Annotated in this window: 22 protein-coding genes; 19 read left to right on the forward strand and 3 right to left on the reverse strand. The window is 69.8% G+C overall.

Annotated elements, in window-relative coordinates; genetic code table 11:
• The first annotated feature begins 88 nt into the window (after positions 1 to 88).
• The 14 genes from AC1DX8_RS17415 (at position 89) to AC1DX8_RS17480 (ending at position 15041) form a co-directional block, all read left to right on the forward strand.
• A complete protein-coding gene (locus tag AC1DX8_RS17415) occupies positions 89 to 1306 on the forward strand; it encodes a heparan-alpha-glucosaminide N-acetyltransferase domain-containing protein (RefSeq protein ID WP_477631205.1) in 1218 nt (405 codons plus the stop codon).
• A gap of 65 nt (positions 1307 to 1371) precedes the next feature.
• Positions 1372 to 2769: an NAD(P)/FAD-dependent oxidoreductase gene (locus tag AC1DX8_RS17420; protein ID WP_477631206.1), complete on the forward strand. Its 1398-nt coding sequence runs from the start codon at positions 1372 to 1374 to the stop codon at positions 2767 to 2769.
• Entirely contained in the window at positions 2766 to 3497 is a 732-nt protein-coding gene (locus tag AC1DX8_RS17425; RefSeq protein WP_477631207.1) for a DUF1365 domain-containing protein, read from the forward strand. The genes AC1DX8_RS17420 and AC1DX8_RS17425 overlap by 4 nt, the downstream gene beginning before the upstream one ends.
• The gene (locus tag AC1DX8_RS17430; protein ID WP_477631208.1) at positions 3494 to 4828 is read left to right on the forward strand and encodes a class I SAM-dependent methyltransferase; all 1335 of its coding nucleotides are present in this window, start codon (positions 3494 to 3496) and stop codon (positions 4826 to 4828) included. Before AC1DX8_RS17425 ends, AC1DX8_RS17430 begins: the two co-directional genes overlap by 4 nt.
• Positions 4828 to 6141 (forward strand): class I SAM-dependent methyltransferase, encoded by a 1314-nt coding sequence (locus tag AC1DX8_RS17435; RefSeq protein WP_477631209.1) that lies wholly within the window; start codon positions 4828 to 4830, stop codon positions 6139 to 6141. Before AC1DX8_RS17430 ends, AC1DX8_RS17435 begins: the two co-directional genes overlap by 1 nt.
• A gap of 62 nt (positions 6142 to 6203) precedes the next feature.
• Positions 6204 to 6926, forward strand: coding sequence for a DUF1295 domain-containing protein (locus AC1DX8_RS17440; protein WP_477631210.1), 723 nt, complete (start codon positions 6204 to 6206; stop codon positions 6924 to 6926).
• Positions 6927 to 7029: 103 nt separating this feature from the next.
• Positions 7030 to 7614 carry an RNA polymerase sigma factor gene (locus AC1DX8_RS17445; RefSeq protein WP_477631211.1) on the forward strand — a complete coding sequence of 195 codons (585 nt, stop codon included), beginning with the start codon at positions 7030 to 7032 and terminating at the stop codon, positions 7612 to 7614.
• Positions 7607 to 8287, forward strand: a complete 681-nt coding sequence (locus tag AC1DX8_RS17450; protein ID WP_477631212.1) for a hypothetical protein — start codon at positions 7607 to 7609, stop codon at positions 8285 to 8287. Before AC1DX8_RS17445 ends, AC1DX8_RS17450 begins: the two co-directional genes overlap by 8 nt.
• 99 nt (positions 8288 to 8386) lie before the next feature.
• Positions 8387 to 8809 carry an HIT family protein gene (locus AC1DX8_RS17455; protein ID WP_477631213.1) on the forward strand — a complete coding sequence of 141 codons (423 nt, stop codon included), beginning with the start codon at positions 8387 to 8389 and terminating at the stop codon, positions 8807 to 8809.
• Between the two features lie 92 nt (positions 8810 to 8901).
• Positions 8902 to 9414 (forward strand): methylated-DNA--[protein]-cysteine S-methyltransferase, encoded by a 513-nt coding sequence (locus tag AC1DX8_RS17460; protein ID WP_477631214.1) that lies wholly within the window; start codon positions 8902 to 8904, stop codon positions 9412 to 9414.
• A gap of 132 nt (positions 9415 to 9546) precedes the next feature.
• Positions 9547 to 10677 carry a lytic murein transglycosylase gene (locus AC1DX8_RS17465; RefSeq protein WP_477631215.1) on the forward strand — a complete coding sequence of 377 codons (1131 nt, stop codon included), beginning with the start codon at positions 9547 to 9549 and terminating at the stop codon, positions 10675 to 10677.
• A gap of 180 nt (positions 10678 to 10857) precedes the next feature.
• Entirely contained in the window at positions 10858 to 12282 is a 1425-nt protein-coding gene (locus tag AC1DX8_RS17470; protein ID WP_477631216.1) for an NAD(P)/FAD-dependent oxidoreductase, read from the forward strand.
• A gap of 84 nt (positions 12283 to 12366) precedes the next feature.
• The gene (locus AC1DX8_RS17475; RefSeq protein WP_477631217.1) at positions 12367 to 13653 is read left to right on the forward strand and encodes a M16 family metallopeptidase; all 1287 of its coding nucleotides are present in this window, start codon (positions 12367 to 12369) and stop codon (positions 13651 to 13653) included.
• Positions 13650 to 15041 (forward strand): M16 family metallopeptidase, encoded by a 1392-nt coding sequence (locus tag AC1DX8_RS17480; RefSeq protein WP_477631218.1) that lies wholly within the window; start codon positions 13650 to 13652, stop codon positions 15039 to 15041. The genes AC1DX8_RS17475 and AC1DX8_RS17480 overlap by 4 nt, the downstream gene beginning before the upstream one ends.
• Before the next feature lie 29 nt (positions 15042 to 15070).
• Here the strand turns inward: AC1DX8_RS17480 and hisN are convergent, their stop codons facing one another.
• A complete protein-coding gene (gene hisN / locus AC1DX8_RS17485; protein WP_477631219.1) occupies positions 15071 to 15862 on the reverse strand; it encodes a histidinol-phosphatase in 792 nt (263 codons plus the stop codon).
• 357 nt (positions 15863 to 16219) lie between these two features.
• On the opposite strand from hisN, the gene AC1DX8_RS17490 reads away from it, so the two are divergent.
• From AC1DX8_RS17490 to AC1DX8_RS17510, 5 genes are all read left to right on the forward strand, one after another.
• Positions 16220 to 17881, forward strand: a complete 1662-nt coding sequence (locus AC1DX8_RS17490; protein ID WP_477631220.1) for a peptide ABC transporter substrate-binding protein — start codon at positions 16220 to 16222, stop codon at positions 17879 to 17881.
• 255 nt (positions 17882 to 18136) lie between these two features.
• Positions 18137 to 19063, forward strand: coding sequence for an ABC transporter permease (locus AC1DX8_RS17495; protein WP_477631221.1), 927 nt, complete (start codon positions 18137 to 18139; stop codon positions 19061 to 19063).
• A complete protein-coding gene (locus AC1DX8_RS17500) occupies positions 19056 to 19985 on the forward strand; it encodes an ABC transporter permease (RefSeq protein WP_477631222.1) in 930 nt (309 codons plus the stop codon). The genes AC1DX8_RS17495 and AC1DX8_RS17500 overlap by 8 nt, the downstream gene beginning before the upstream one ends.
• Positions 19986 to 20023: 38 nt before the next feature.
• Positions 20024 to 21052, forward strand: coding sequence for an ABC transporter ATP-binding protein (locus AC1DX8_RS17505; RefSeq protein ID WP_477631244.1), 1029 nt, complete (start codon positions 20024 to 20026; stop codon positions 21050 to 21052).
• Positions 21045 to 22097 (forward strand): ABC transporter ATP-binding protein, encoded by a 1053-nt coding sequence (locus AC1DX8_RS17510; protein ID WP_477631223.1) that lies wholly within the window; start codon positions 21045 to 21047, stop codon positions 22095 to 22097. Before AC1DX8_RS17505 ends, AC1DX8_RS17510 begins: the two co-directional genes overlap by 8 nt.
• 63 nt (positions 22098 to 22160) lie before the next feature.
• On the opposite strand, the gene AC1DX8_RS17515 is transcribed toward AC1DX8_RS17510, so the two are convergent.
• Positions 22161 to 22772: a hypothetical protein gene (locus AC1DX8_RS17515; protein ID WP_477631224.1), complete on the reverse strand. Its 612-nt coding sequence runs from the start codon at positions 22770 to 22772 to the stop codon at positions 22161 to 22163.
• Positions 22769 to 23293: an RNA polymerase sigma factor gene (locus AC1DX8_RS17520; protein ID WP_477631225.1), complete on the reverse strand. Its 525-nt coding sequence runs from the start codon at positions 23291 to 23293 to the stop codon at positions 22769 to 22771. The genes AC1DX8_RS17515 and AC1DX8_RS17520 overlap by 4 nt, the downstream gene beginning before the upstream one ends.
• Positions 23294 to 23306 lie beyond the last annotated feature (13 nt).

The following is a 23306-nucleotide window of genomic DNA, read 5'->3' on the forward strand; positions in this document are numbered from 1 at the left end:
CCGGAAGGGTCCCACATCGTTGCGCAAAGCATGGACAGGTTCACTGGTGAAGGGGCCTTTTGCAGGGACTGGCTGACAGGATGGCGCCATGAGCCCACCCCTCCTGCCCGAGGTGGCCTCGGGTCGGGTCGTGGGTGTCGACGTCGCCCGCGCGCTCGCGCTCGTGGGCATGATGGCGACGCACCTGCTGCCGGGGCTGGAGGGGACCCACGTGCCGTGGGCGCAGCAGGTGGCAGGAGGGCGGGCCTCGGCCCTGTTCGCGGTGCTGGCCGGCGTCAGCGTCGCGTTGGTGAGCGGCCGGGGGGAGCCCCTCAGGGGCCGACCACGGTATGCCGCGTCGACCAGGCTGCTCGTGCGCAGCCTGGTCATCGGTGCGCTGGGTCTGGCCCTGGGGCTGGTGCCCACCGGGATCGCCGTGATCCTCGCCTACTACGCCGTCCTCTTCCTCCTCGGGCTGCCCTTCCTCGGGCTCCGGGCGCCCGCGTTGGCCGTGCTGGCGGGTCTCTGGACGGTGGCCGGCCCCGTCCTGTCGCTGGTGACCCGACCCCACCTGCCCCCGCACCAAGCGGGCAGCCCGACGCCAGGGTCGCTCGCCGCACCGCTGCAGCTCCTCCACGAGCTCGTGTTCGTCGGCTACTACCCGGCCGCGGTGTGGCTCGCCTACCTCCTCGCCGGGATGGCGATCGGACGCACCGACCTGCTCCGCCCGCGCACTGCCTTGACGCTGCTCGCAGGGGGCGTGGGGCTCGCCGTCGGCGCCACCGCGCTGTCCCGGCTGCTGCTGGCCCGCGAGGACGCCGCCGCCGCGCTCGCGGCGACGTATCCGGACCAGTCGATCGGCGCTGACCCCGCCCTCCTGGCCGCGACGCTGACCCACGGGCTCCACGGCACCACCCCGACCGGTTCGTGGTGGTGGCTGGCCACGGTGGCACCACACTCAGGGTCGCCGCTCGACCTGGCGCAGACCATCGGCAGCGCCATGGCCGTCGTGGGGTTGTGCCTGGTGGCGACGCGCGTGCAGCCGCGCGTCTGGGCAGCGGTCTTCGGCGCCGGGGCGATGACCCTGAGCCTCTACACGCTCCACGTCCTGATCATGGGTCAGGGGTGGTGGCCAGACCTCGAGGCTCCGGGCGACTACGGCGACCAGGTGCTCATCGTGCTCACGGTGGGAGCGGTCTTCGCCCTGGTGCCCCGCAGGGGCCCCTTGGAGGGGCTGGTCGTGGCGCTGTCCCGGGCCGCGGCCTCGCCGTGGACCAACCCGATCCCGCGGCCGGCCACGGTCGACGGCGCTGGACGACACCAGTGACCCAATCCAGCAGGTCAGGCGCACCGAATCACTGCCGACCCGTCACCCCGAACGGATGGACCCACATGTCTGCACCACGCCGCGCCGTCATCGGCAGCGGAGTCGCGGGGCTCACCGCCGCCCACGTGCTCAGCACGCGCGGGCCGGTGACCCTCTACGAGGCCGACCACCGTCTCGGTGGCCATGCCGACACCCACGAGGTGTCCGTGGGCGGCCGGACGATCGGAGTCGACACCGGCTTCATCGTGCACAACGACCGCACCTACCCGACGCTGCTGCGGCTCTTCCGTGAGCTCGGCGTGCAGACACAGGAGTCGGACATGAGCATGTCCGTCCGTGACGACGAGGCCGGTCTGGAGTATGCCGGGGCGCGGGCCGCGCGCGGTCTCTTCCCGCGCGCCGCGAACCTCACCAACGGCCGGTACCTGCGCATGCTCACCGAGGTGAAGAAGTTCCACCGTGAAGCCAGGGGCGTCCTCGCCCGCCAGGCCACCGACGCCGACCGGGACGAGACCCTCGGCTCGTTCGCCGACCGCTGCGGGTTCAGCCCGTACTTCACCCGTCACTTCCTGGAGCCGGTGGTGGCCGCCGTCTGGTCCTGCGACCCGGCCGTCTCGCTGCACTACCCGGCCCGCTACCTCTTCGAGTTCCTCGACCACCACGGGATGCTCACGGTCTTCGGGTCGCCCACGTGGCGCACCGTGACCGGCGGCTCGCAGCGCTATGTGGACGCCCTCGCCGCAGGCATCGCCGTCATCAAGCTGTCCACCCCCGTGCGCTCGGTCGTCGAGACCGGCGACGGTGTCGTGGTGACCGATGCCCACGGGGGAGAGGCCGCCTTCGACTCGGTGGTCATCGCCACGCACCCGCACCAGGCCCTCGCGATGCTGGCCGAGCCGACCCGCGACCAGCGCGATGTCCTCAGCGCCATCCACTACTCCACCAACGTCGCCCAGCTGCACACCGACGAGTCGGTGCTGCCTCGGTCGTCTGGTGCCCGAGCCTCGTGGAACTACTGGCGTCGGGCCGAGGGTGAGGGCACCGGGGTGCTCGTCACCTACGACCTGACGCGACTGCAGCGGCTCGACGTGACCGACCGCAGGTTCCTCGTCACACTGAACGGCGTGGACTGCGTGGACCAGCGCCTCGTCATCGACACGATGCACTACGAGCACCCCCTCTACACTCCCGAATCCGTTGCGGCCCAACGACGCCTGCCCGAGATCAACACCCCTCGCATCGCCTTCGCCGGCGCTTACCACGGGTGGGGTTTCCACGAGGACGGAGCGAGGTCCGGCGTGGTCGCCGCGGAGGCGCTCGGCGTCCCGTGGACCGAGGAGGGATCCGGTGCACCCACCGGTCACACCCGTGCCGCCCTGCCCGTGGGGGACGCCAGAGGCCTGTCGGGCGCCGACGGCGTCGACGAGACCGAGGGTGACCTCGAGGAGGTGGGCGCCCGGTGAAGGCTCCCGCCGCCACGCGCATCTACGCCACCTCGATCGTGCACGCGCGCCGGACTCCGCTGCGCCACAGCTTCCGCCACCGCAGCCACACCTGGCTGGTGGACCTTGACGAGCTGCCACGACTGGGTCTGTTGAGCCGCCTTGCGAGCTTCGAGGCCCGCGACCACCTCGGCTCGACCGAGCGCACGCTGCGCGAGAACCTCGACGCCTTCCTCGCCACCGAGGGAATCGACCTCGAGGGGGGACGGATCCTCATGCTGGCCATGCCCCGGGTCCTCGGCACGGTCTTCAACCCCATCAGCGTCTACTGGTGCCACACCGCCGACGGAGCGCTGGCCTGCAACGTCGTCGAGGTGCACAACACCTACGGCGACCGGCACGCCTACCTCGTGCACGCGGACGACCACGGCCACGCGGAGGTCGACAAGGCCCTCTACGTCAGCCCCTTCAACGACGTCTCCGGCCGGTACCGCCTCACCATCCCGACCCCCGGTGAGACGGTGCAGGTGCAGGTCGTCCTCGAGCGCCCTGACGAGGCCCCGTTCGTGGCCGGCCTGCGCGGACGAGCCCTCCCGGTGCGCACCACGACGGTGCTGCGCCTGGCCCTCACCCAGCCCCTCGAACCCCTCGCCGTCGCCGCGCGAATCCGCTGGCACGGCATCCGACTGTGGTTGCGCCGCCTGCCGGTCCAGCCACGCCCTTCCCACCACCAGGAGGCAGTCCAGTGACCACCGCCACCGCAGGCCTCTCCACCAGGCCCGCCATCGACGCCAGCCGCTGGCCCGACCTCACCGCACGTCGTGCGAAGGCGCGCCGCGCGGTCGAGGGTGCCGTGGCCCGCAAGATCTTCCTGTCGGTCGCGCGACGGCTGCCCGTGCGCATCCAGCTGGGGCGCGAGGCCATCGTCGGAGGCGCCGCCACCGACCCGACCGCCCCGCTCATGGTCATCGAGCGCCCCGAGAGCTTCTTCGCCGCACTCGGTGCCGGTGGGCTGATCGGCTTCGGGGAGTCGTACATGACCGGCGACTGGAACGCCGACGACCTGGGCGGGCTGCTCGAGGTGTTCGCCGCCCAGATGGGGACGCTGATCCCGGAGCCCCTGCAGAAGCTGCGCGCGTTCTACGTGGCCCGGGCCCCGCACAGCGACAAGAACACGACGACCAATACCCGCAACAACATCGCGCGCCACTACGACCTGTCCAACGACATGTTCGCGACCTTCCTGGACAGCACCCTCAGCTACTCCTCTGCCCTGTTCGACGGCGCCGAGGGCACGGCGCGACCCGTCGCAGGGGAGGCCGTCACCACCAGCGTCCCGACGGCCACTCCCACGTGGGCGCAGCTGCCTGACGCGCAGCGGCGCAAGATCGACCGCATGCTCGACTCCGTCGGGGTGGGTGAGGGCAGCCGGGTCCTCGAGATCGGCACCGGCTGGGGCGAGCTCGCGCTCCGGGCGGCGTCCCGTGGCGCGCGCGTGGTGTCCGTCACCCTGTCGAGCGAGCAGCAGGCCCTGGCTCGGGAGCGCATCGCGGCCGCCGGCTACGCCGACGCGGTGGACGTCGAGCTGCTCGACTACCGGCTGGTCGAGGGGGAGTTCGACGCGATCGTCTCGGTCGAGATGATCGAGGCGGTCGGCCACGAGTACTGGGGCGAGTACTTCCGCAAGATCGACAGCCTCCTCGCACCCGGTGGCAAGGTCGCAGTCCAGGCGATCACCATGCCGCACGACCGGATGCAGGCCACCAAGTACACCTACACGTGGATCAACAAGTACATCTTCCCCGGCGGATTCCTGCCCTCGACGGAGGCGATCGTCGAGGTGAACGAGAAGGAGACGACGCTCCACGTCAGCGAGCGACTCTCGTTCGGGCAGCACTACGCCGAGACCCTGCGGCTGTGGGACGAGCGCTTCCTCGCTTCTCTCGACCGGGTGCACTCGCTGGGGTTCGACGAGGTCTTCGACCGGATGTGGCACTTCTACCTGGAGTACTCGCGGGCTGGTTTCCGCTCGGGGTACCTCGACGTCCAGCAGCTCGTGCTCGAGCGGAAAGGTGCCTGATGACCACCATTGAGAGGGTCGAGTCCTCCACTGCCACAAGGAAATCCGGCGTGGCCGTCGAGATTGCCATGGCCTTGGCGCCGTTCGTCGGAGGCGAGCTGCCGGTGCGCCTCAGCGCGTGGGACGGCAGCCAGACGGGGCCGGCCGACGCCCCCCACGTCGTCCTCCGCTCGCCGCGCGCCCTGCGTCGGCTCCTGCGCCACCCGGGCGAGCTGGGCGCCGCCCAGGCCTACGTCACCGGTGAGCTCGACGTCGAGGGCGACCTCGACGAGGCGCTGACGCACGTGTGGTCAGTGGCCCACGAGCGCCAGCTCAGCGGCATACGTCCCACTCCCGCCGCGATTGCCGCGCTCCTCAAGGTGGCCCGCAACGCCGGCGCCATCGGGCTGCCACTGCCGGCCCCCTTGAGCCAGGCCGCGCTGAGCGGGCGGCTGCACAGCCTGGGTCGCGACCGACAGGCGATCCACCACCACTACGACCTGTCCAACGACTTCTACAGCCTCATCCTCGACCCGCACATGGCCTACTCGTGTGGCTACTGGCGGTCCGAGGACGACGACTACACCGTCGAGGACGCCCAGCGTGACAAGTTCGAGCTCGTCGGCCGCAAGCTGGGCCTCGGCCCCGGGTCGCGGCTCCTCGACGTGGGCTGCGGCTGGGGTTCGATGAGCCTGTATGCCGCCGAGCACTTCGGTGCGCACGTCGTGGGCGTCACGATCGCCGCCGAGCAGAAGCGCTTCATCGACGCCCGGATCGCCGAGCGAGGACTCCAGGACCGCGTCGAGATCCGGCTGCAGGACTACCGCGACGTGCCCGAGGGCAACTTCGACGCGGTCGTGTCGCTGGAGATGGGTGAGCACGTCGGCCAGCGCAACTACCCGACCTACGCGAAGGTGCTGCACGACCGCGTCCGACCCGGTGGCCGCGTCCTGGTGCAGCAGATGTCGCGCCGCGGTCGGCACCCCGGTGGCGGCCCGTTCATCGAGTCGTTCATCGCCCCCGACATGCACATGCGTCCCGTTGGCGAGACCGTGGACCTCATCGAGGGCTCGGGGCTCGAGGTGCGCGACGTGCACGCCCTGCGCGAGCACTACGTGCGCACCGTGGGCGCGTGGCACCGCACCTTCGAGGACAACTTCGACGAGGTCGTCGGTCTCGTCGGCGAAGAGGTCGCCCGAGTCTGGCGGCTGTACCTCGTCGGAGGGGCGATGGCCTTCCGCGACGGCCGCATGGGCGTCGACCAGATCCTGGCCGTGCGCCCCGATCGCGGGGAGTCCGATGTCGAGCCGGTGCGACCGGCAGGCTGGTCATGATGTTCAACTGGTCGAACTTCCTTGCAGTCACTGGGTTTTCGCTACTGGCTATTGTCCTGTTGATGGCCGCCACGGCCGTGGAGGGCCATCGGCAGGGTCGGGTCAGCGTCGTCGACACCACCTGGGGGATCGGCTTCGTCGTCGTTGCAGCCGTGGCTGCCACCGTGGGTGACGGCGCCGGCTGGCGTCGCGTGGCGCTGCTCCTCGTCGTGGCCGTCTGGGGCCTGCGACTCGCCTGGCACATGCACCAGCGCAACAGCGGCAAGGGGGAGGACCCGCGCTACGCCGCCATGCTCGAGAAGGAGCAGGGCAACCCGACCCTGGTCGCCATCCGGAAGGTCTACGGCATCCAGGGGCTCTCCGTGTGGTTCGTGTCGCTGCCCATCCAGGTCAGTGCCGCGGCAGGTGCGGGAGTGGCGGTCGTCGCCATCGTCGGGCTGCTGCTGTGGCTCCTGGGGGTCACCTTCGAGTCGGTCGGGGACAAGCAGCTCAAGGACTTCAAGGCCGATGCAGCCAACAAGGGCAAGGTCATGGACCGCGGTCTCTGGTCCTGGACGCGGCACCCCAACTACTTCGGGGACTCCTGTGTCTGGTGGGGGATCTGGCTGGTGGCCGCCAGTGCGTGGCCCGGTGTCCTGACCGTCCTCTCCCCGGTGGCGATGACGTACTTCCTCGTGTTCGCCACGGGAGCCAGGCTGCTCGAGAAGCACATGGCGCAGCGCCCCGGCTACGCCGAGTACCAGCAGCGCACCAGCTACTTCCTGCCCAGACCGCCGCGCGGCTGAGAGGTAAACCACAGCAAACGGCCGCAAACCTGCACGCAACCCGCTACCATCCTCGATGGCGAGCAGGGCGCCACGGAGCCGGGTTGAGCGGAGGTGGACGCCGGTGGACGGTGACCCCATGGACGCCGTCGTCGCTGCGGCGAGGACGGGTGACCGGGCTGCCTTCGGACGGTTGTGGCTCGAGCTCTCGCCCCGCGTGGCCGGGTACCTGCGCTCGCACGGCGTCGCCGAGGCCGACGACGTCACGAGCGAGGTGTTCCTCGCGGTGTTCCGGCTGATGGGGCACTTCTCCGGCGGGGGCGCCGCCTTCCGGGCCCTGGTCTTCACGGTCGCGCACCGCAGGCAGGTGGACTGGCACCGGCAGCGCGCCCGCCGAGGGACGTGGCTGACCCTGGATGACGCCGGACCCGACCCGGTGACCCCCTCGGCCGAGAACGCAGCCCTGGCGGTCCTCTCCGAGCAGCACGTGGTCGAGGTGCTGGGCACCCTCACCCCGGACCAGCGATCCGTGCTCACGCTGCGCGTGGTGGCCGACCTCAGCCTCGAGGAGACGGCGGCCGTGCTGGGCAAGGACGTGGGTTCCGTCAAGTCCTTGCAGCACCGGGCCCTGACCCGGCTCCGCAGAAAAGTTTCGCCAGAGCCGTATCCCTGGGAGGCCCTCGCGCGATTGCACCCCCGACATGCCTGAACCCGAAGACACCACCCAAGGACTGCACCTGCCGGCCAGCGACCCGGCGGCTGCGGCCGTCGAGGCCTTGCGTGCCTTGGCCTCCCAAGGGCCGGTGGAAGCCAGTGCTGAGCTGGCGGCGTTCTTCGACGACCCGGCTCTGCAGGGTCCAGGCGCCACCCCCCACTCCAGGAGCGATCTCGTGACCGTTGTTCGACTTCCCCTTCGCCGTGCCGGCCGTGTTGCCGTTGCCGTCGGCGCCGCCCTCGCCCTTGCAGATCTCGGCGGCGTGGCCGTGGCTGCGACCGGTGGCCCCCAGGACCGTGGGCCCGCCCAGGTGCAGGAGGACGACCCGAGCGAGACCACGACGACCTCGGCCACCACCGAGCCCGAGTCGACCGAGACGGAGTCCACCGAGACGGCCACGGCAGAGCCCGAGGAGTCCGACAGCGCGGACGAGAGCACCAGCTCCGGCACGCACACGGCCAACCCGACGGCCTCGGCCAACCACCATGACGGCAAGGGCAGCGACGACCAGCACGCCGATGTCAACGGTGGTGGCGAGGTCGACCACCGCGCCGAGCACTCGCCGACGGCCCACCCCACCGGTGGCGACAACGGCGACGACCAGGGCGACGACGGCGACACCGAGGCGCCGGCGGCTCAGGGTGGCGGCGGGTCGCACGGCCACTGAGCCGCACCCCGCTACCCACGCGTGACCGGTGGTTGCCCTGAGCCATGCGGGGCAGCCACCGGCCCGCGCCCGGGGAAGCGCCCGGGCTAGAGTCCGCTCGTGGACTGTCTGTTCTGCCGGATCATCGACGCCGCGCTGCCGTCCACCGTGGTGCTCGACGAACCGTTCACCCTCGGCTTCCTCGACACCAGGCCCCTCTTCAAGGGCCACGTGCTCCTCGTGCCCAAGATCCACGTCGACACCCTCGTCGACCTGCCCGCGGAGCTCCTGCCGGTGCTGATGGGCGCCGCCCAGCGGGTGTCCGGGGCCGTGGTCGCGGGTCTGGGTGCGCAGGGCTCGTTCGTCGCGGTGAACAACGTCGTCTCCCAGTCGGTCCCGCACCTGCACGTGCACGTGGTGCCGCGCACCAAGGGCGACGGCCTGCGTGGCTTCTTCTGGCCGCGCACGAAGTACGCCTCGGACGACGAGGCGCAGGAGTATGCCGCGCGGCTGGCCGCCGCCCTCCCGCCCCCACCCGCCTGAGCCGGGTCTTTGAGCGATCCGACGGGTCAGGGTCCGTAGGATCGCTCAAAGACCCGGGGGAGCTGTCGGTGGGGGATGGCAGGATCGGCTCCGTGCGCAGCCACACGGTGATGTCGTCGCCCCTCGGCGACCTGACGCTCGTGGCGGAGGACGGCTGCCTGGTCGGCTGCTTCATGGCGCTGCCCGACCGCGACCGGTCCGCCGAGAGCCTCGGCGTGCCCGCCGGGGACGCAGCGGTCGACCCGGTCCTGGTCGATGCCTCGACGCAGCTGGGTGAGTACTTCGCGGGGGAGCGCTCGGAGTTCGACCTCCCCCTGGCGCCCCACGGCGACGACTTCCAACAGCGCGTCTGGGCGCTGCTGTGCGAGATCCCCTACGGCGAGACCCGCAGCTACGGCCAGCTCGCGCGGGCGCTCGGCGACGTCAACCTCAGCCAGGCGGTCGGGTGGGCCAACGGCCGCAACCCCATCAGCATCATCGTCCCCTGCCACCGGGTGATCGGGGCCGACGGCAGCCTGGTCGGCTACGCGGGTGGTCTCGACCGCAAGCGCTTCCTCCTGTCGCTGGAGGAACCGCCTGCTGAGGAGGCCGACCGGCTCTTCTGAGGACCGGTGGGGCCCGTGCTGTGACGGGTGTGACCACTGTCCGTTTGGTGGTCGTCCGTTCGTCCGGCATTGCCCCGGATCGTGCGTGCCGGCTCGCCTCGGCAGGGACGATCCCGGTGGGAAGGGAGCGCCATGCGGAGGCACCAGACGGGAGCCGCGGTGTTCGTGGCTGCGGCCGTGCTCCTCAGTGCCTCCACCGCGCCCCGGGCCGACGACTCGAAACCGCCATCGCGACCGGGTGCCGATCGCTCCGGAGTCGTCCTCGCCGCGGTGCCTGCGCGGTACTCGTTCGACGACCTGGCCCCGACCGAGGCAGCCGCCCTGACCCGGGACCCGACCCCGGCGCCCCTGCCCGCAGGCCCGCCCACGCCACCGCGGCCTCCGAGCGGCGGCGCCAACGGCAGCTCGCCGGCCGCGGGGACGCCCCAGGCTGTGCTGGCGGCCGCCTACCGCAAAGCGGTGTCCCAGGCGCCGGCGGGCTGCCATCTGCGCCCCGAGCACCTGGCCGCGATCGGCCAGGTCGAGTCCGGCTCGATCGGTGGGCGTTCGGTGACCTCGGGGCACCGGGTCACCCCGGCGATCTACGGCCCGCTGCTGGACGGTGGTCCCTTCGCCGTGGTGCGCGACAGTGACGGGGGCGCCTACGACGGCGACGGCGAGTATGACCGCGCGATGGGTCCGCTGCAGTTCCTCCCGGGCACCTGGAGCTGGGCCGGGCGCGATGGCGACGGTGACGGCCGCCGCGACCCGCAGAACGTCTTCGATGCCGCCCTCGCGACCGCCGGCTACCTGTGTCTCGACGGGCGGGACCTCTCCCGACCCGGTGACCTGCGCTCCGCGGTGCTGTCCTACAACCAGTCCGACGAGTACCACTCGGCGGTGGTCGAGTGGGTGTCCTACTTCCGCCAGCACGGCTTGGCCGCACTGACGAGCGTCGCCTTCCGCGTCGGCTCGGGAGGCCGGGCCAGCGCGTTGCCCGCGCCGGAGCCCGCTCCCGCGGTCCCGACCCTCGCTCCCGGCAGGACCACCGCCGCCAAGAGCGCCGCGCCCAAGGCCTCGCCGGCCCCTGCCGCGCGCTCCACGTCGCCCACCACCCCACCCGGCCCGCCAGCACCCACCGCTCCCGCGCCGCAGCCGACGACGACCCCCACCGTGCCGCCCACGACGCCGGATCCCACGACGCCGGACCCCACGACGACCACGGCACCCCCTCCGACGACCACCACGCCACCGCCGGACCCCGAGCCGACCCCCGCCGGCTGACCACGGGCTGGGACGGCGACGTGACGCGCGTCGCACTCCACGCACGGAGGCGACGGGCCGGCATACCGGGGGGTCTAGCGTCGTTGAGCACAGTGGCTGCTGGTCCGCGCAGCAGACGTCAGTGAGGACGGCACCCCGCTTGGGGTAGCCGTCCTTCGTCTTTCACAGGAGAGTGGTGGAATGACCTCGCAGCAGGTGCCCACAACAGCCTCGCGTCACCGGGTCGTCGTCATCGGTTCTGGCTTCGGTGGCCTCTTCGGCACCCAGGCACTCAAGCACGCCGACGTCGACGTCACGCTGATCGCCAAGACCACGCACCACCTCTTCCAGCCCCTGCTCTACCAGGTGGCGACCGGCATCCTCTCCGAGGGAGAGATCGCCCCCGCCACGCGTGAAGTCCTTGCCCGCCAACGCAATGCGCGTGTGCTCCTCGGCAACGTCACGCACATCGACCTCGCCGCGAAGACCGTGACCTCCCGGGTGCTCGACCGCGACACGGTGACGCCCTACGACACCCTGCTCGTCGCGGCCGGGGCGGGGCAGTCCTACTTCGGCAACGACCACTTCGCCCAGTTCGCGCCGGGCATGAAGTCGATCGATGACGCCCTCGAGCTGCGCGGGCGCATCTTCGGGTCGTTCGAGTGGGCCGAGCTGGCCAGCACGCCGAAGGAGATCGAGCGGCTCATGACGTTCGTCGTCGTGGGTGCCGGCCCGACCGGGGTGGAGATGGCTGGCCAGATCGCCGAGCTCTCCCGTCGCACGCTGCGCAGGGACTTCCGCAACATCGACACCAGCCGGGCCCGCATCGTCCTGCTGGATGCCGCACCGACCGTGCTGGCCGCCTTCGGCGACCGCCTGGGTGCGAAGGCCGCCCAGCGACTCGCCGAGATCGGCGTCGAGGTGCAGCTGGGTGCCAAGGTCACCGGGGTGGACGCCACGGGCATCGACGTCGTGGACGCCGACGGCACCCACCGCCGCATCGAGTCGGTCTGCAAGGTGTGGGCGGCCGGCGTCCAGGCGTCCGAGCTCGGCGCCCAGCTGGCCGAGCAGTCGGGAGCACAGCTCGACCGCGCCGGGCGGATCGCCGTGAACGACGACCTCACGCTCCCGGGCCACCCCGAGGTCTTCGTGGTCGGTGACATGGCCTCGATCAAGGGTTACCCCGGCGTGGCGCAGGTGGCGATCCAGGGCGCCCGCTACGCCGCCGGCCAGATCAAGCGGCGGCTCGCGGGCAAGGAGCCGAAGGGCCCGTTCGAGTACCACGACAAGGGCTCGATGGCGACGATCTCGCGGTTCAGCGCGGTCGCCTCGATCGGCAACCTGCGGTTCACCGGGTTCATCGCCTGGCTGCTGTGGCTGGCCGTCCACCTCGTCTACATCATCGGCTTCAAGCACCGCCTGACCACGCTCCTGCACTGGACGGTGAGCTTCCTCGGCCGTGGCCGCTCCGAGCGCACGGTCACCGAGCAGCAGGTGTTCGCCCGCACCGCGATCGAGCAGCTCGGCTCCGACTACGCGCCGTCGCTGCCACGCGTCCCCTCCGACAAGAAGGCGCCTGCCCAGTCGGTGGCCCAGGCTCGCGAAGAGGGCAGCCGCATCCTCTGACGGGAGTCGTCGCCCGCGTCGAGCCGCCGTGCCCGCTGCGTGAGATGACGCGTGCTCGGCGGGCGACTCGCCTAGGGTGGCGCCATGCCGCTGGACTACCCGATCCACGAGACGACACTGGCCAACGGGCTGCGGGTCGTCGTCTCACCTGACTCCTCCGTGCCGACCGTCACCGTCAACATCTGGGTGAACGTCGGGTCCCGGCACGAGGTGCCCGGCCGCACCGGGTTCGCGCACCTCTTCGAGCACCTGATGTTCCAGGGCTCGCGGCACATCGCCAGCGGCGAGCACTTCACCCGGTTGATGGCCGAGGGTGGCCGCCTCAACGCGACGACGTGGTTCGACCGCACCAACTACTTCGAGACCATCCCCAAGGGGGCCTTCGAGCTGGCCCTCTGGATGGAGGCCGACCGGCACGGGCACCTGCTCGACGCGGTGACGCAGGAGAACCTCGACAACCAGCGCGACGTGGTCAAGGAGGAGAAGCGGCAGCGCTACGACAACGTCCCCTACGGCACCGCCCTCATCGAGGTGTATGCCGCGGTGTTCCCGGCCGGGCACCCGTACCACCACCCCACGATCGGCTCCATGGAAGACCTCGACGCCGCCAGCCTCGTGGACGTGCACGACTTCTTCCGGCGCTACTACGGCCCCAACAACAGCGTCCTCACCCTGGTCGGCGACGTCACGCCGGAAGAGGGGTTCGCGGCGGCGGAGCGCTACTTCGGTCACCTCCCGGCCTCCGCGGAGCCGGCCAGGCCCGCGGTCCCGCCCCTGGCGCCCCTCGAGTCGCCGGTGCGGGTGGACCGGCCGGGCAACGTCCCCAACGACCGCCTGCACATCGCCTTCCGGCTGCCGGTCGACAACACCCCCGAGTTCTTCGCCGCAGGCCTGGCCATCGACGCGCTCGGCGGACTCTCGACCTCCCGCCTGGTGCAGCGACTGGTCCGGCGCGAGCAGGTCGCCAACGCAGTGCAGGCTCACGCGATGGGCTTCGTCGACGGAGTCTCGCTGGGCTTCTTCGTCCTCGACGTCGCCGACGGCCAGGACCCCGAAGCCCTGGAGGCCGCGGTGGTGGAAGAGCTGGAGCGGTTCGTGCAGGAGGGGCCCACCGAGGTCGAGATGGAGTCGGCGATGGCGCAGTCGGAGCGGTCGTGGCTCTCGGCGCTCGCGGGGCAGGAGGAACGGGCTGACCTGATCAGCCAGCACGTGCTGCTCCACCGGGACGGCCAGTTCGTCAACACCTTCCTCGACCGGATCGGCGAGGTCGGTCCTGACGAGGTCCGTGCCGCCGCTGCCCACTGGCTGCGACCCGAGAGCCGGGCTGTCGTCCGGCACCTGTCCGTCCGCGACGAGGAGGAGGTGGCGTGAGCGACGTCAGTGCGCCGACCGAGCGCGTCTTCGACGACGGCACCCCGCCGGAGCCCCCGGTGCAACCACCGGCTGCATGGCAGTTCGCGACTCCCGCCCGGCACACGCTGTCCAACGGCATCGAGCTGTTGACCTACGACATCCCCGGTCAGTACGTCGTCTCGGTGCGCACCGTGCTGCCGTTCCCGCTGTCCGTCGAACCCCGCGAGGTCGAGGGCGTCGCGAGCATTATGGCACGGCTGCTCGACGAGGGCACGGCTGAGCACTCGCCCGAGGAGTTCGCAGAACTGTTGGAGCGCAAGGGAATTGCCCTCGGCGCGTCGGTCACCGATGGTGGGCTCGGCGTCGACCTCGACGTGCCGAAGCGTCGCCTCCCCGAGGCCCTCGACCTGCTCCGTCAGGCCCTGGCCGAGCCGGTCTTCCCCGAGCCGGAGGTGGACCGCCACCGCAAGACGCGGCTGGCCCAGATCGAGCAGGAACGGGCACTCGCACCCCAGCGGGCAGCGCAGGAGTTCATCGCGACCTTCTTCGACGCGGCTGAGCGCGCCTCGCGTCCCACCGCCGGCACCGCCGCCAGCATCACGGCCCTCACCCGCCAGCACGTCGTCGACTTCCACGCCGAGCGGGTCGGTCCGACCGGCATGACCGCCGTCGTCGCCGGCGACCTCTCCGGCCTCGACGTCGTCACGCTGGCCGAGGACACCCTCGGCACCTGGCGCAACGACCACCACGTGCCCGCGCCCGCTGCCACGGCGCCGGCACGCGCCGGTGACGCCGCCCGCGTGGTGCTCGTCGACCGGCCGGGGTCCGTGCAGAGCGAGCTCCTGGTGGGCTGGGCCGGCCCCGATCGCCACACGAAGACGGGCTGGGCGGCATACCCGGTCCTGGGGTTCATGGTGGGTGGCTCACCGAACGCACGCATCGACGCGGTGCTGCGCGAGGAGAAGGGATACACCTACGGCATCCGCTCGGTCTTCCGTCCGCGCCGCGTCGGGGGACTCTTCCTCACCTCCGGCTCGGTCCGCGCCGACGCCACGGTGGAGTCGGTGCGCCTGCTGCTCGACCTCCTCGAGTCGGGCCGTGAGGGGTTCAGTGCCGAGGAGGTGCGTGCCGGTGTCGACTTCATCAGCAAGACGGCCCCGGGTCGCTTCGCGACGGCCGACGCCGTGGCCGACGAGGCCGTCACGATGGCCCTCGACGGCCTCACCACCGACTTCACCACCCAGACCCTCGAGGCCATGCGCAGGCTCGACGGCGAGCAGCTCACCGCCGCCTACCGCGAGTGGGTGCAGGGGGAGTGGACCGTCGTGGTGGTCGGCGATGCCAAGTCGTATGCCGAGGGCGTGCGTGGGCTGGGCGTGGGCGACGTCAGCATCGTCCCCGCCTGAGCGGACGACGGACGACCGTCGGCGATCAGTCAGGCGCGGGCGTCGGTGCCCAGGCGGGCCAGGACCTCGTCGTGCAACAGGCCGTTGGTGGCCAGCGCGTTGCCGCCCCACGGACCGTCCTTGCCGGCCAGGGACGTGAACCGGCCGCCTGCCTCGGTGACGATCGGCACCAGGGCGGCCATGTCGTAGACGGCGAGGTCGGGCTCGGCCGCGATGTCGACGGCGCCCTCGGCGACGAGCATGTAGGACCAGAAGTCGCCGTAGGCCCGGCTGCGCCAGCAGTCGTCGGTGAGCTGGAGGAGCTCCTCGTGACGGTCGACCTCGCGCCACCCCTTGAGGCTGGAGTAGGAGACCGAGGCGTCGGCGATGTCGGAGACGGCGGAGACATGGATCCGCTTGGCGGCGGCCAGGCTGCGACCGGACCAAGCCCCGGAGCCGTTCGCAGCCCACCAGCGCCGCCCCAGGGCGGGGGCGGCCACCAGACCCAGCACGGGCATGTCGTTGTCGACCAGGGAGATCAACGTCGCCCACACCGGGACACCACGCACGAAGTTGTGGGTGCCGTCGATGGGGTCGATGACCCAGCGTCGCGGCCCGTGACCGGTGGTCTCGAACTCCTCGCCCTCGACGGCGTCGCGGGGTCGCGTGCGCTTGAGCTGGGACCGCACGAGCTCCTCGGCGTCCTTGTCGGCATCGCTGACCAGCGACAGGTCCGGCTTGGACTCCACCACGAGGTCGTGCGCCCGGAAGCGGGACATGGTGATCCGCTCGACCGCGTCGGCCAGGACATGGGCAAGGCGCAGGTCGTCGTCATAGGGCACCTGTCCACGCTAGCCCGTCAGCCCGCCCGGGCGGTGGACCCCGGCGCCTGCGGCGGGCCTCCTCGAGCCGGGAGGCGGCTGCGCGGGCCTGGGAGGCACCGTTGGGCATTCCAAACCAAATAGCATCAAATAGGGATAAAGGGCACCTCGGCCGAAGATCTGCTCTCAAGTCGGCGGCAGGACGATCACGTTTTTGTCTCGGCTTGGCCCAGAGCGTCGCCTTTGCTCCCTCCTTGCCATTTGATGGGTGCCACAACACGAACGCCCTGTGCGTTACAGGGCTGCGCTCCACTCGGTGCACAGCCCGGACCGACCGCCCATCAATCTGGGCGGCAGACCCTAAGTAGGAGGACGTCAATGCGAGGAACTACTCGCACGGTGGCCCTGGTTGCCGGAGTCGCTTCCGTGGCGCTGCTCGCAGCAGCCTGTGGTGGCGGCAACAGCAGCAAGGACACCAGCTCCAGCTCCGCTGGCAAGACCGGCGGGGCTGTCACGGTCCGCGGGTGCAACCCCCAGAACCCCCTTGTCCCGGGTAACACGAACGAGACCTGCGGCGGCAACGTGCTCGACGCGATCTCGGCCAAGCTCGTGCACTACAACCCCGAGACCGCGGCTCCCGAGAACGACATCGCCGACAAGATCGAGACGTCGGACAACCAGAACTTCACCGTGACCCTGAAGAAGGGTTACAAGTTCCAGGACGGCACCGAGGTCAAGTCGAAGAACTTCGTCGACGCCTGGAACTGGGTTGCCGCCGGCGAGAACGCCGCCCTGGGCAGCTACTTCTTCGACCCGATCGAGGGCTACGCCGACACGCAGTGCACCGGCACCGGCACCGACCCCTGTGCAGGCGCTGGCAAGGCCAAGACCAACAAGCTCAGCGGTCTGGTGGTGAAGGACGACTACACCTTCACGATCAAGACGAAGGAGAAGGTCTCGAACCTTCCGGTCCGCCTCGGCTACACCGCCTTCGCCCCGGTTCCGGACTCGTTCTTCAACGACCCGAAGGCCTTCGGTGAGAAGCCGATCGGCGCGGGTCCGTTCAAGTTCGACAGCTGGACCAAGAACACCGAGATCAAGATCAGCAAGTTCGCTGGCTACTCGGGCAAGTTCGCCGGCAAGCTGGACAGCATCACGTTCAAGATCTACCAGGACGACGACGCCGCCTACAACGACGTCATCGCCAACCAGCTCGACGTGATCGACACCATCCCGTCCTCGGCCCTCATCGATGACAAGTACAAGACCGACCTGCCGGACCGCAACCTGTCCAAGGCTGTCGGCGTCATCCAGGCGATCAACTTCCCGCCGGCGAAGACGGACCCGAACTACTCGGACGTCAAGCTGCGTCAGGCGATCTCGATGGCCATCGACCGTCCGACCATCGTCAAGCAGATCTTCAACAACACGCGTCAGCCCGCCACCGGCTGGGTCTCCCCGGTCGTTGACGGCTACAAGGCCAACGCCTGTGGTGAGTCCTGTGTCTTCGACGCTGCCAAGGCCAAGGCCAAGCTCGACGAGGCCGGTGGCTTCAAGGGCGGCAAGATGACGATCTCCTACAACGCCGACTCCTCCCACAAGGCGTGGGTCGAGGCGACCTGCAACTCGATCAAGACCGCTCTCGGTGTCGACTGTGTCGCCACCCCCGTGGTCGACTTCGCCACGTTCCGTAGCCTGATCACGGACCGCAAGATGAAGGGCATGTTCCGCGCCGGCTGGCAGATGGACTACCCGTCCATCGAGAACTTCCTCGCCCCGCTCTACGGCACCGGTGCCGGCTCGAACGACAGCGACTACAGCAGCGCCCAGTTCGACCAGCTCCTCAAGGAGGCCGCGGCGGCCAAGGACGGCCCGTCCGCCAACGCCAAGTACCAGGAGGCCGAGGGTGTGCTCGCCAGCGACATGGCGTCCATCCCGATGTGGTACTCCACCGCTCAGTTCGGTTGGTCGAACAAGGTCACGAACGTGAAGGTCACCGCGTTCGGCACGATCGACTTCTCCACCCTGCAGCTGAAGTAGCACGCCCGTCCCGGTTCCCCCGCCCCAAGGGTGGGGGAACCGGGACAGCGTCGTCGGCCTGCCGGCCCAGTGCCGGCAGGCCGATGGCCTGTCCGGGGTCAGTTGAGGGGTTACCCCCGCCTCCTGACACCCGCACCATCCATACGACTATGTTGTGAGATGCACACGGGCGTGCAGGCCTCGCCCCCGCTCACGGCTCGTCCAGCCACGCCACGGGAACACCCCACCCGACGGCGTCAGATCAAGGGAGGTGACGTGTACAAGTACATCCTTCGGAGAATGCTCCAGATGATCCCGGTGCTGCTTGGGTCCACGTTCATTATCTTTGCCATGGTTTTCGCACTGCCCGGAGACCCCACGGCAGGCATGTGTGGCGAGCGGCCCTGTGCGCCGGCGTTCGTCGCCAAGTTCCGCGCCGAGCACAACCTGAACGACCCGCTGCCGACTCGGTACGCGAAGTACATGGGCAACCTGGCCAAGGGCGACCTCGGCACCACGTTCCGCAACGTCAAGGTTTCGCAAGAGCTCGAACAGCGCTACCCCACGACCGCGAAGCTGGCCGGCATGGCCGTCCTCTTCGAGACGATCATCGGCGTCATCGCCGGTGTGCTCGCGGGCATCCGCAAGGGCAAGTTCATGGACAACCTCGTCCTGGTGAGCACCCTGTTCGTCATCGCGATCCCCATCTTCGTCATCGGGGCCACGCTCCAGTACTACCTCGGCGTCCGAGCCAAGCTCTTCCCGGTCACGGTGTCGCCAGATGCGACGGTCTACGAGCTGCTGCTCCCAGCCTTCGTGCTCGGAAGCGCCTCGATCGCGTACGTCGCGCGGCTGACCCGGACGAACCTCGTGGAGAACCTGCGGGCCGACTACCTGCGCACTGCCATCGCGAAGGGCCTGACCCGGCAACGCGCCATCGGTCTGCACGCCCTGCGCAACTCCCTGATCCCGGTGGTCACCTTCATCGGTGCCGACTTCGGTGGACTGCTCGGCGGCGCRATCGTCACCGAACGGATCTTCAACATCCAGGGCGTGGGTGGTTACCTCTTCACCGGCATCCGCAACCGCGACGGCGTCTCCGTGGTGGGCACGGTGACCGTCCTGGTGCTGGTGTTCCTGCTCGTCAACCTGCTCGTCGACCTGTTGTACGGCGTGCTCGACCCGAGGATCAGCCATGACTGAGGCATCGACCATTGCCGTTGGCGCCGAGACCAGCACTCCCACCCCGGGACAGGACGAGGCCCGCTCACTCACGTCGGACGCCTGGCGTTCGCTCAAGAAGAACCCGATCTTCTGGGTCTCCGTGGTCCTGATCGTGCTCTTCGTGCTGATGGCCGCCTGGCCCTCGCTGTTCACCAACGTCGACCCGAACGCCGCCATCCTCAAGGAGGCCCGGCAGAAGCCGAGCGGCAGCGCGTGGTTCGGCCGCGACATCCAGGGCTACGACATCTACTCGCGCACCATCTACGGTGCCCGGGCATCCATCCTCGTCGGTGTCTTCGCGTCGATCGCCACCGTCCTCATCGGTGGGGCGATGGGTGTTGCCGCGGGGTACTACGGCGGCTGGCTCGACTCGTTCATCTCGCGCATCACGGACATCTTCTTCGCGATCCCGCTGCTCCTCGGCGGCATCCTGTTCATGGCGACCTTCCCGAACGACGTCAACTCGCCCTACCTGCTCGTGGTGCTCAAGGTGGTGCTGGTGCTCTCGATCTTCGGGTGGCCCGGCCTCGCCCGGCTCATGCGGTCGAGCGTCCTGCAGGTGAAGCCCAACGACTACGTGCAGGCAGCCCGTGCACTCGGGGCGACGCCCTGGCGCATCATCCGGGCCCACGTGCTCCCCAACGCCCTCGCGCCGATGATCGTCGTGGCGACGATCAACCTCGGTGTCTTCATCTCGGTGGAGGCCACGCTGAGCTTCCTCGGAATCGGGCTGACGCCGCCTGCGGTGTCATGGGGTGTGGCCATCTCCGACGCCATCGTGGCGTTGCGGACGACCCCGCACATCCTGCTGTTCCCCAGCCTCTTCCTGAGCCTGGCGGTGCTGGCCTTCATCATGCTCGGCGACGCGGTGCGCGATGCCTTCGACCCGAAGTCGCGCTGAGGCGGGAGAAAAGACAACTGATGACTACCTCTGAAACCATGGCTCGCCAGTCGGCGAAGTCCTCTGGTCACACCTACACGCCCAAGGACGGACTCCTGCTGGAGGTGGAGGACCTCCACGTCGAGTTCCACACCCCCGACGGCGTGGCCAAGGCGATCAACGGCGTCAACTTCGACCTCCACCAGGGTCAGACCCTGGCCATCCTCGGTGAGTCGGGGTCCGGCAAGTCCGTGACCGCCCAGGCCATCATGGGCATCCTCGACATGCCGCCCGCGGTGATCCCCAAGGGTCAGATCCGCTACTGCGGCGAGGACCTGCTGACCATGCCCGTCGAGCAGCGGCGCAGGACCCGCGGCCCGGAGATCGCGATGGTCTTCCAGGACGCGCTCTCGTCGCTGAACCCGGTGTTCCCGGTCGGCTGGCAGATCGCCGAGATGTTCCGCGTGCACCGCGGCATGAACAAGTCCGACGCCCTCGAGCGTGCGGTCAAGCTCATGCAGCGCGTGCAGATCCCGGCTGCCAAGGAGCGGGTGAAGGCCTACCCGCACCAGTTCTCCGGCGGTATGCGCCAGCGCATCATGATCGCGATGGCGATCTCGCTCGACCCGGCCGTGCTCATCGCCGACGAGCCCACCACCGCCCTGGACGTCACCGTCCAGGCGCAGATCATGGCGCTGCTGCAGGAGCTCCAGGAGGAGCGCCAGATGGGGCTCATCCTCATCACGCACGACCTCGGTGTCGTCGCCGACGTCGCCGACAAGATCGCGGTGATGTATGCCGGCCGGATCGTCGAGCGAGCGGACGTCTTCGACCTCTACCGCCAGCCCGGCCACCCGTACACCAAGGGCCTGCTGGAGTCGATCCCGCGTCTGGACCAGAAGGGTCAGCAGCTCGCCGCCATCGGTGGCCTGCCGCCCAACCTCATGCGGATCCCTCCGGGCTGCGCGTTCAACCCGCGGTGCAAGTACGCCCAGGACGTGTGCCGCGAGGAACGTCCTGCCCTGCTCGAGGTCGCTCCCGGCCGAGAGAGCGCCTGCCACTTCGCCGAGGAGGTCCTCCATGGCTGAGGCCATTCTGACCGCGACCGACCTGGTCAAGTACTACCCCATCAAGGGCGGCGTGCTGCGCCGCACGGTGGGCAACGTCAAGGCCGTCGACGGCGTCAGCTTCGAGCTCCGCAAGGGTGAGACGCTGGGCATCGTCGGCGAGTCCGGGTGTGGCAAGTCCACCCTCGGCCGTCTCCTGATGCGCCTGGAGGAGCCCACCTCGGGCAGCGTGGTCTTCGACGGCGTCGACATGTACGCCCAGAAGGGCCGGGCGATGCGTCGGCTCCGACGCGACATCCAGATCGTGTTCCAGGACCCCTACACCTCGCTCAACCCTCGCAAGACGGTCGGCGACATCGTGGGGGAGCCCTTCGACATCCACCCCGACGTGGTGCCGAAGAAGGGCCGCCGCAAGGCCGTCCAGGACCTGCTCGACCTCGTGGGCCTCAACCCGGAGCACATCAACCGCTACCCCCACCAGTTCTCCGGTGGCCAGCGGCAGCGCATCGGTATCGCCCGCGGCATCGCGCTCAACCCCAAGGTGCTGATCTGCGACGAGCCGGTGTCTGCGCTCGACGTGTCGGTGCAGGCGCAGGTCGTCAACCTGATGGAGAAGCTGCAGGACGAGCTCGGCCTGTCCTACATCTTCATCGCCCACGACCTGTCCGTCGTCCGGCACATCTCGGACCGCGTCGGCGTCATGTACCTCGGCAAGATGGCAGAGCTGGGGGAGGAGGACGAGATCTACGGTCGTCCCACCCACCCCTACACCCAGGCCCTGCTCTCGGCCGTCCCGGTGCCCGACCCGACGCTGCGTGACAAGCGCGAGCAGATCGTCCTCAAGGGTGACGTCCCGTCGCCCGCCAACCCGCCCTCGGGCTGCCGCTTCCACACGCGGTGCTGGAAGGCGCAGGACAAGTGCAAGGCCGACATCCCGCTGCTGGAGCTGCGCCCCGACGGCGTCGCCGAGCACCTGTCGGCGTGCCACTTCGCTGCTCCGCGGGAGATCATCGAGACGATCGACCTCACTGCGGTCGACCCGAAGGCGCAGACCGCCGGCGCCTGATCGCACGACCCTCCACGGTGCCGTCCTCCCCTCACGGAGGACGGCACCGTGTCGTTCTCGGCCCTACTGCCGGCTGGGCAGCCGCCGGTTGAGCGAGAAGATCCGGCCGAGCAGGGGCATCAGCACGATGTTGAGGCCGTGCAGGATCCCGATGATCAGGAGTATGCCGCCGAGTCGCCCGAGCTCGAAGGTCACCTGTTCCGCCGTGACCTTGCCCGAGATCGAGTTCTGCCACTCCGCCTGGGGGGCGACGTGGACGCTGAAGAGGATGTAGGCGGCGAAGATCAGGTAGTACACGATGTCGGTCAGCACGATGTAGCTCTTGCCCGTGAGCGGGTTGTCGTGGAAGACGTCGGCGGCATACGCCCTGCCGAAGCGCTTGATGAACGGGCCGAGCCACAAGGCCATGGCCAGCAGGGCGAGGTTGGTGCCCACCTCCAGGATCCACCAGGGCATGTGCAGTCCTTTCCCATCTCTCGGTGTGAATGCCAGCACGCAGGCCGCCACGGCGGCGGTACCAGCCAGCCAGAGGCCTCCGGCGCGCACCAGGCGGCGGCGTCGGGCGCGGTCGTCGTCGATGGAGGCGACCACTCGGGCGAAGAGGTCCGGTGACGGCTCGGACCGGGTCCCTTCGGTCACGAGGGCCTCGTGCAGGCGTTCCTCGAGGGTGCTCATCGCTTCTCCTCCAGAGTGCTCGCGAGGGCACGCATACCCCGCTGCAGGTGTGTCTTGACCGAGTTGGCGGAGATGCCCAGGGTCGTGGCGATGGCCTCGACCGGCAGGTCGAGGTAGTAGCGCAGGACGAGGCAGTCGCGTTGCCGGTGGGGCAGGCTCCGCAGGGCGGCGACCACCTCCGACCGCGACTCGCGGGCGGTGGCCGTCTCCTCCGCCGACGGCTCGTCGGGGATCGCGGGCGGTCGGTGGCGCAGGGAGACGAGTCCGCGACGGTTGTGGTCGCGGGCCAGGTTGATGACGATCGAGCGCAGGTAGGCAGCGGCCCGCTCGAGGTCGCGGATCCGGTGCGCGCTGCGCGACAGGCGGATGAACGCCTCCTGCACGAGGTCCTCGGCTGCAGTGCGGTCCTCCACGAAGAACCTCGCGAGCGACACCAGCCGGGCAGCCTCGGCGGCGAAGAGCGCGGCGACGAGGGCGTCGGGGGTCGGGACCGCCGACGTCTCTCGTGCTCCAGCTTCCACTACACCCACAGAC

It is taken from the genome of Pedococcus sp. P2_A3 (assembly GCF_056405035.1).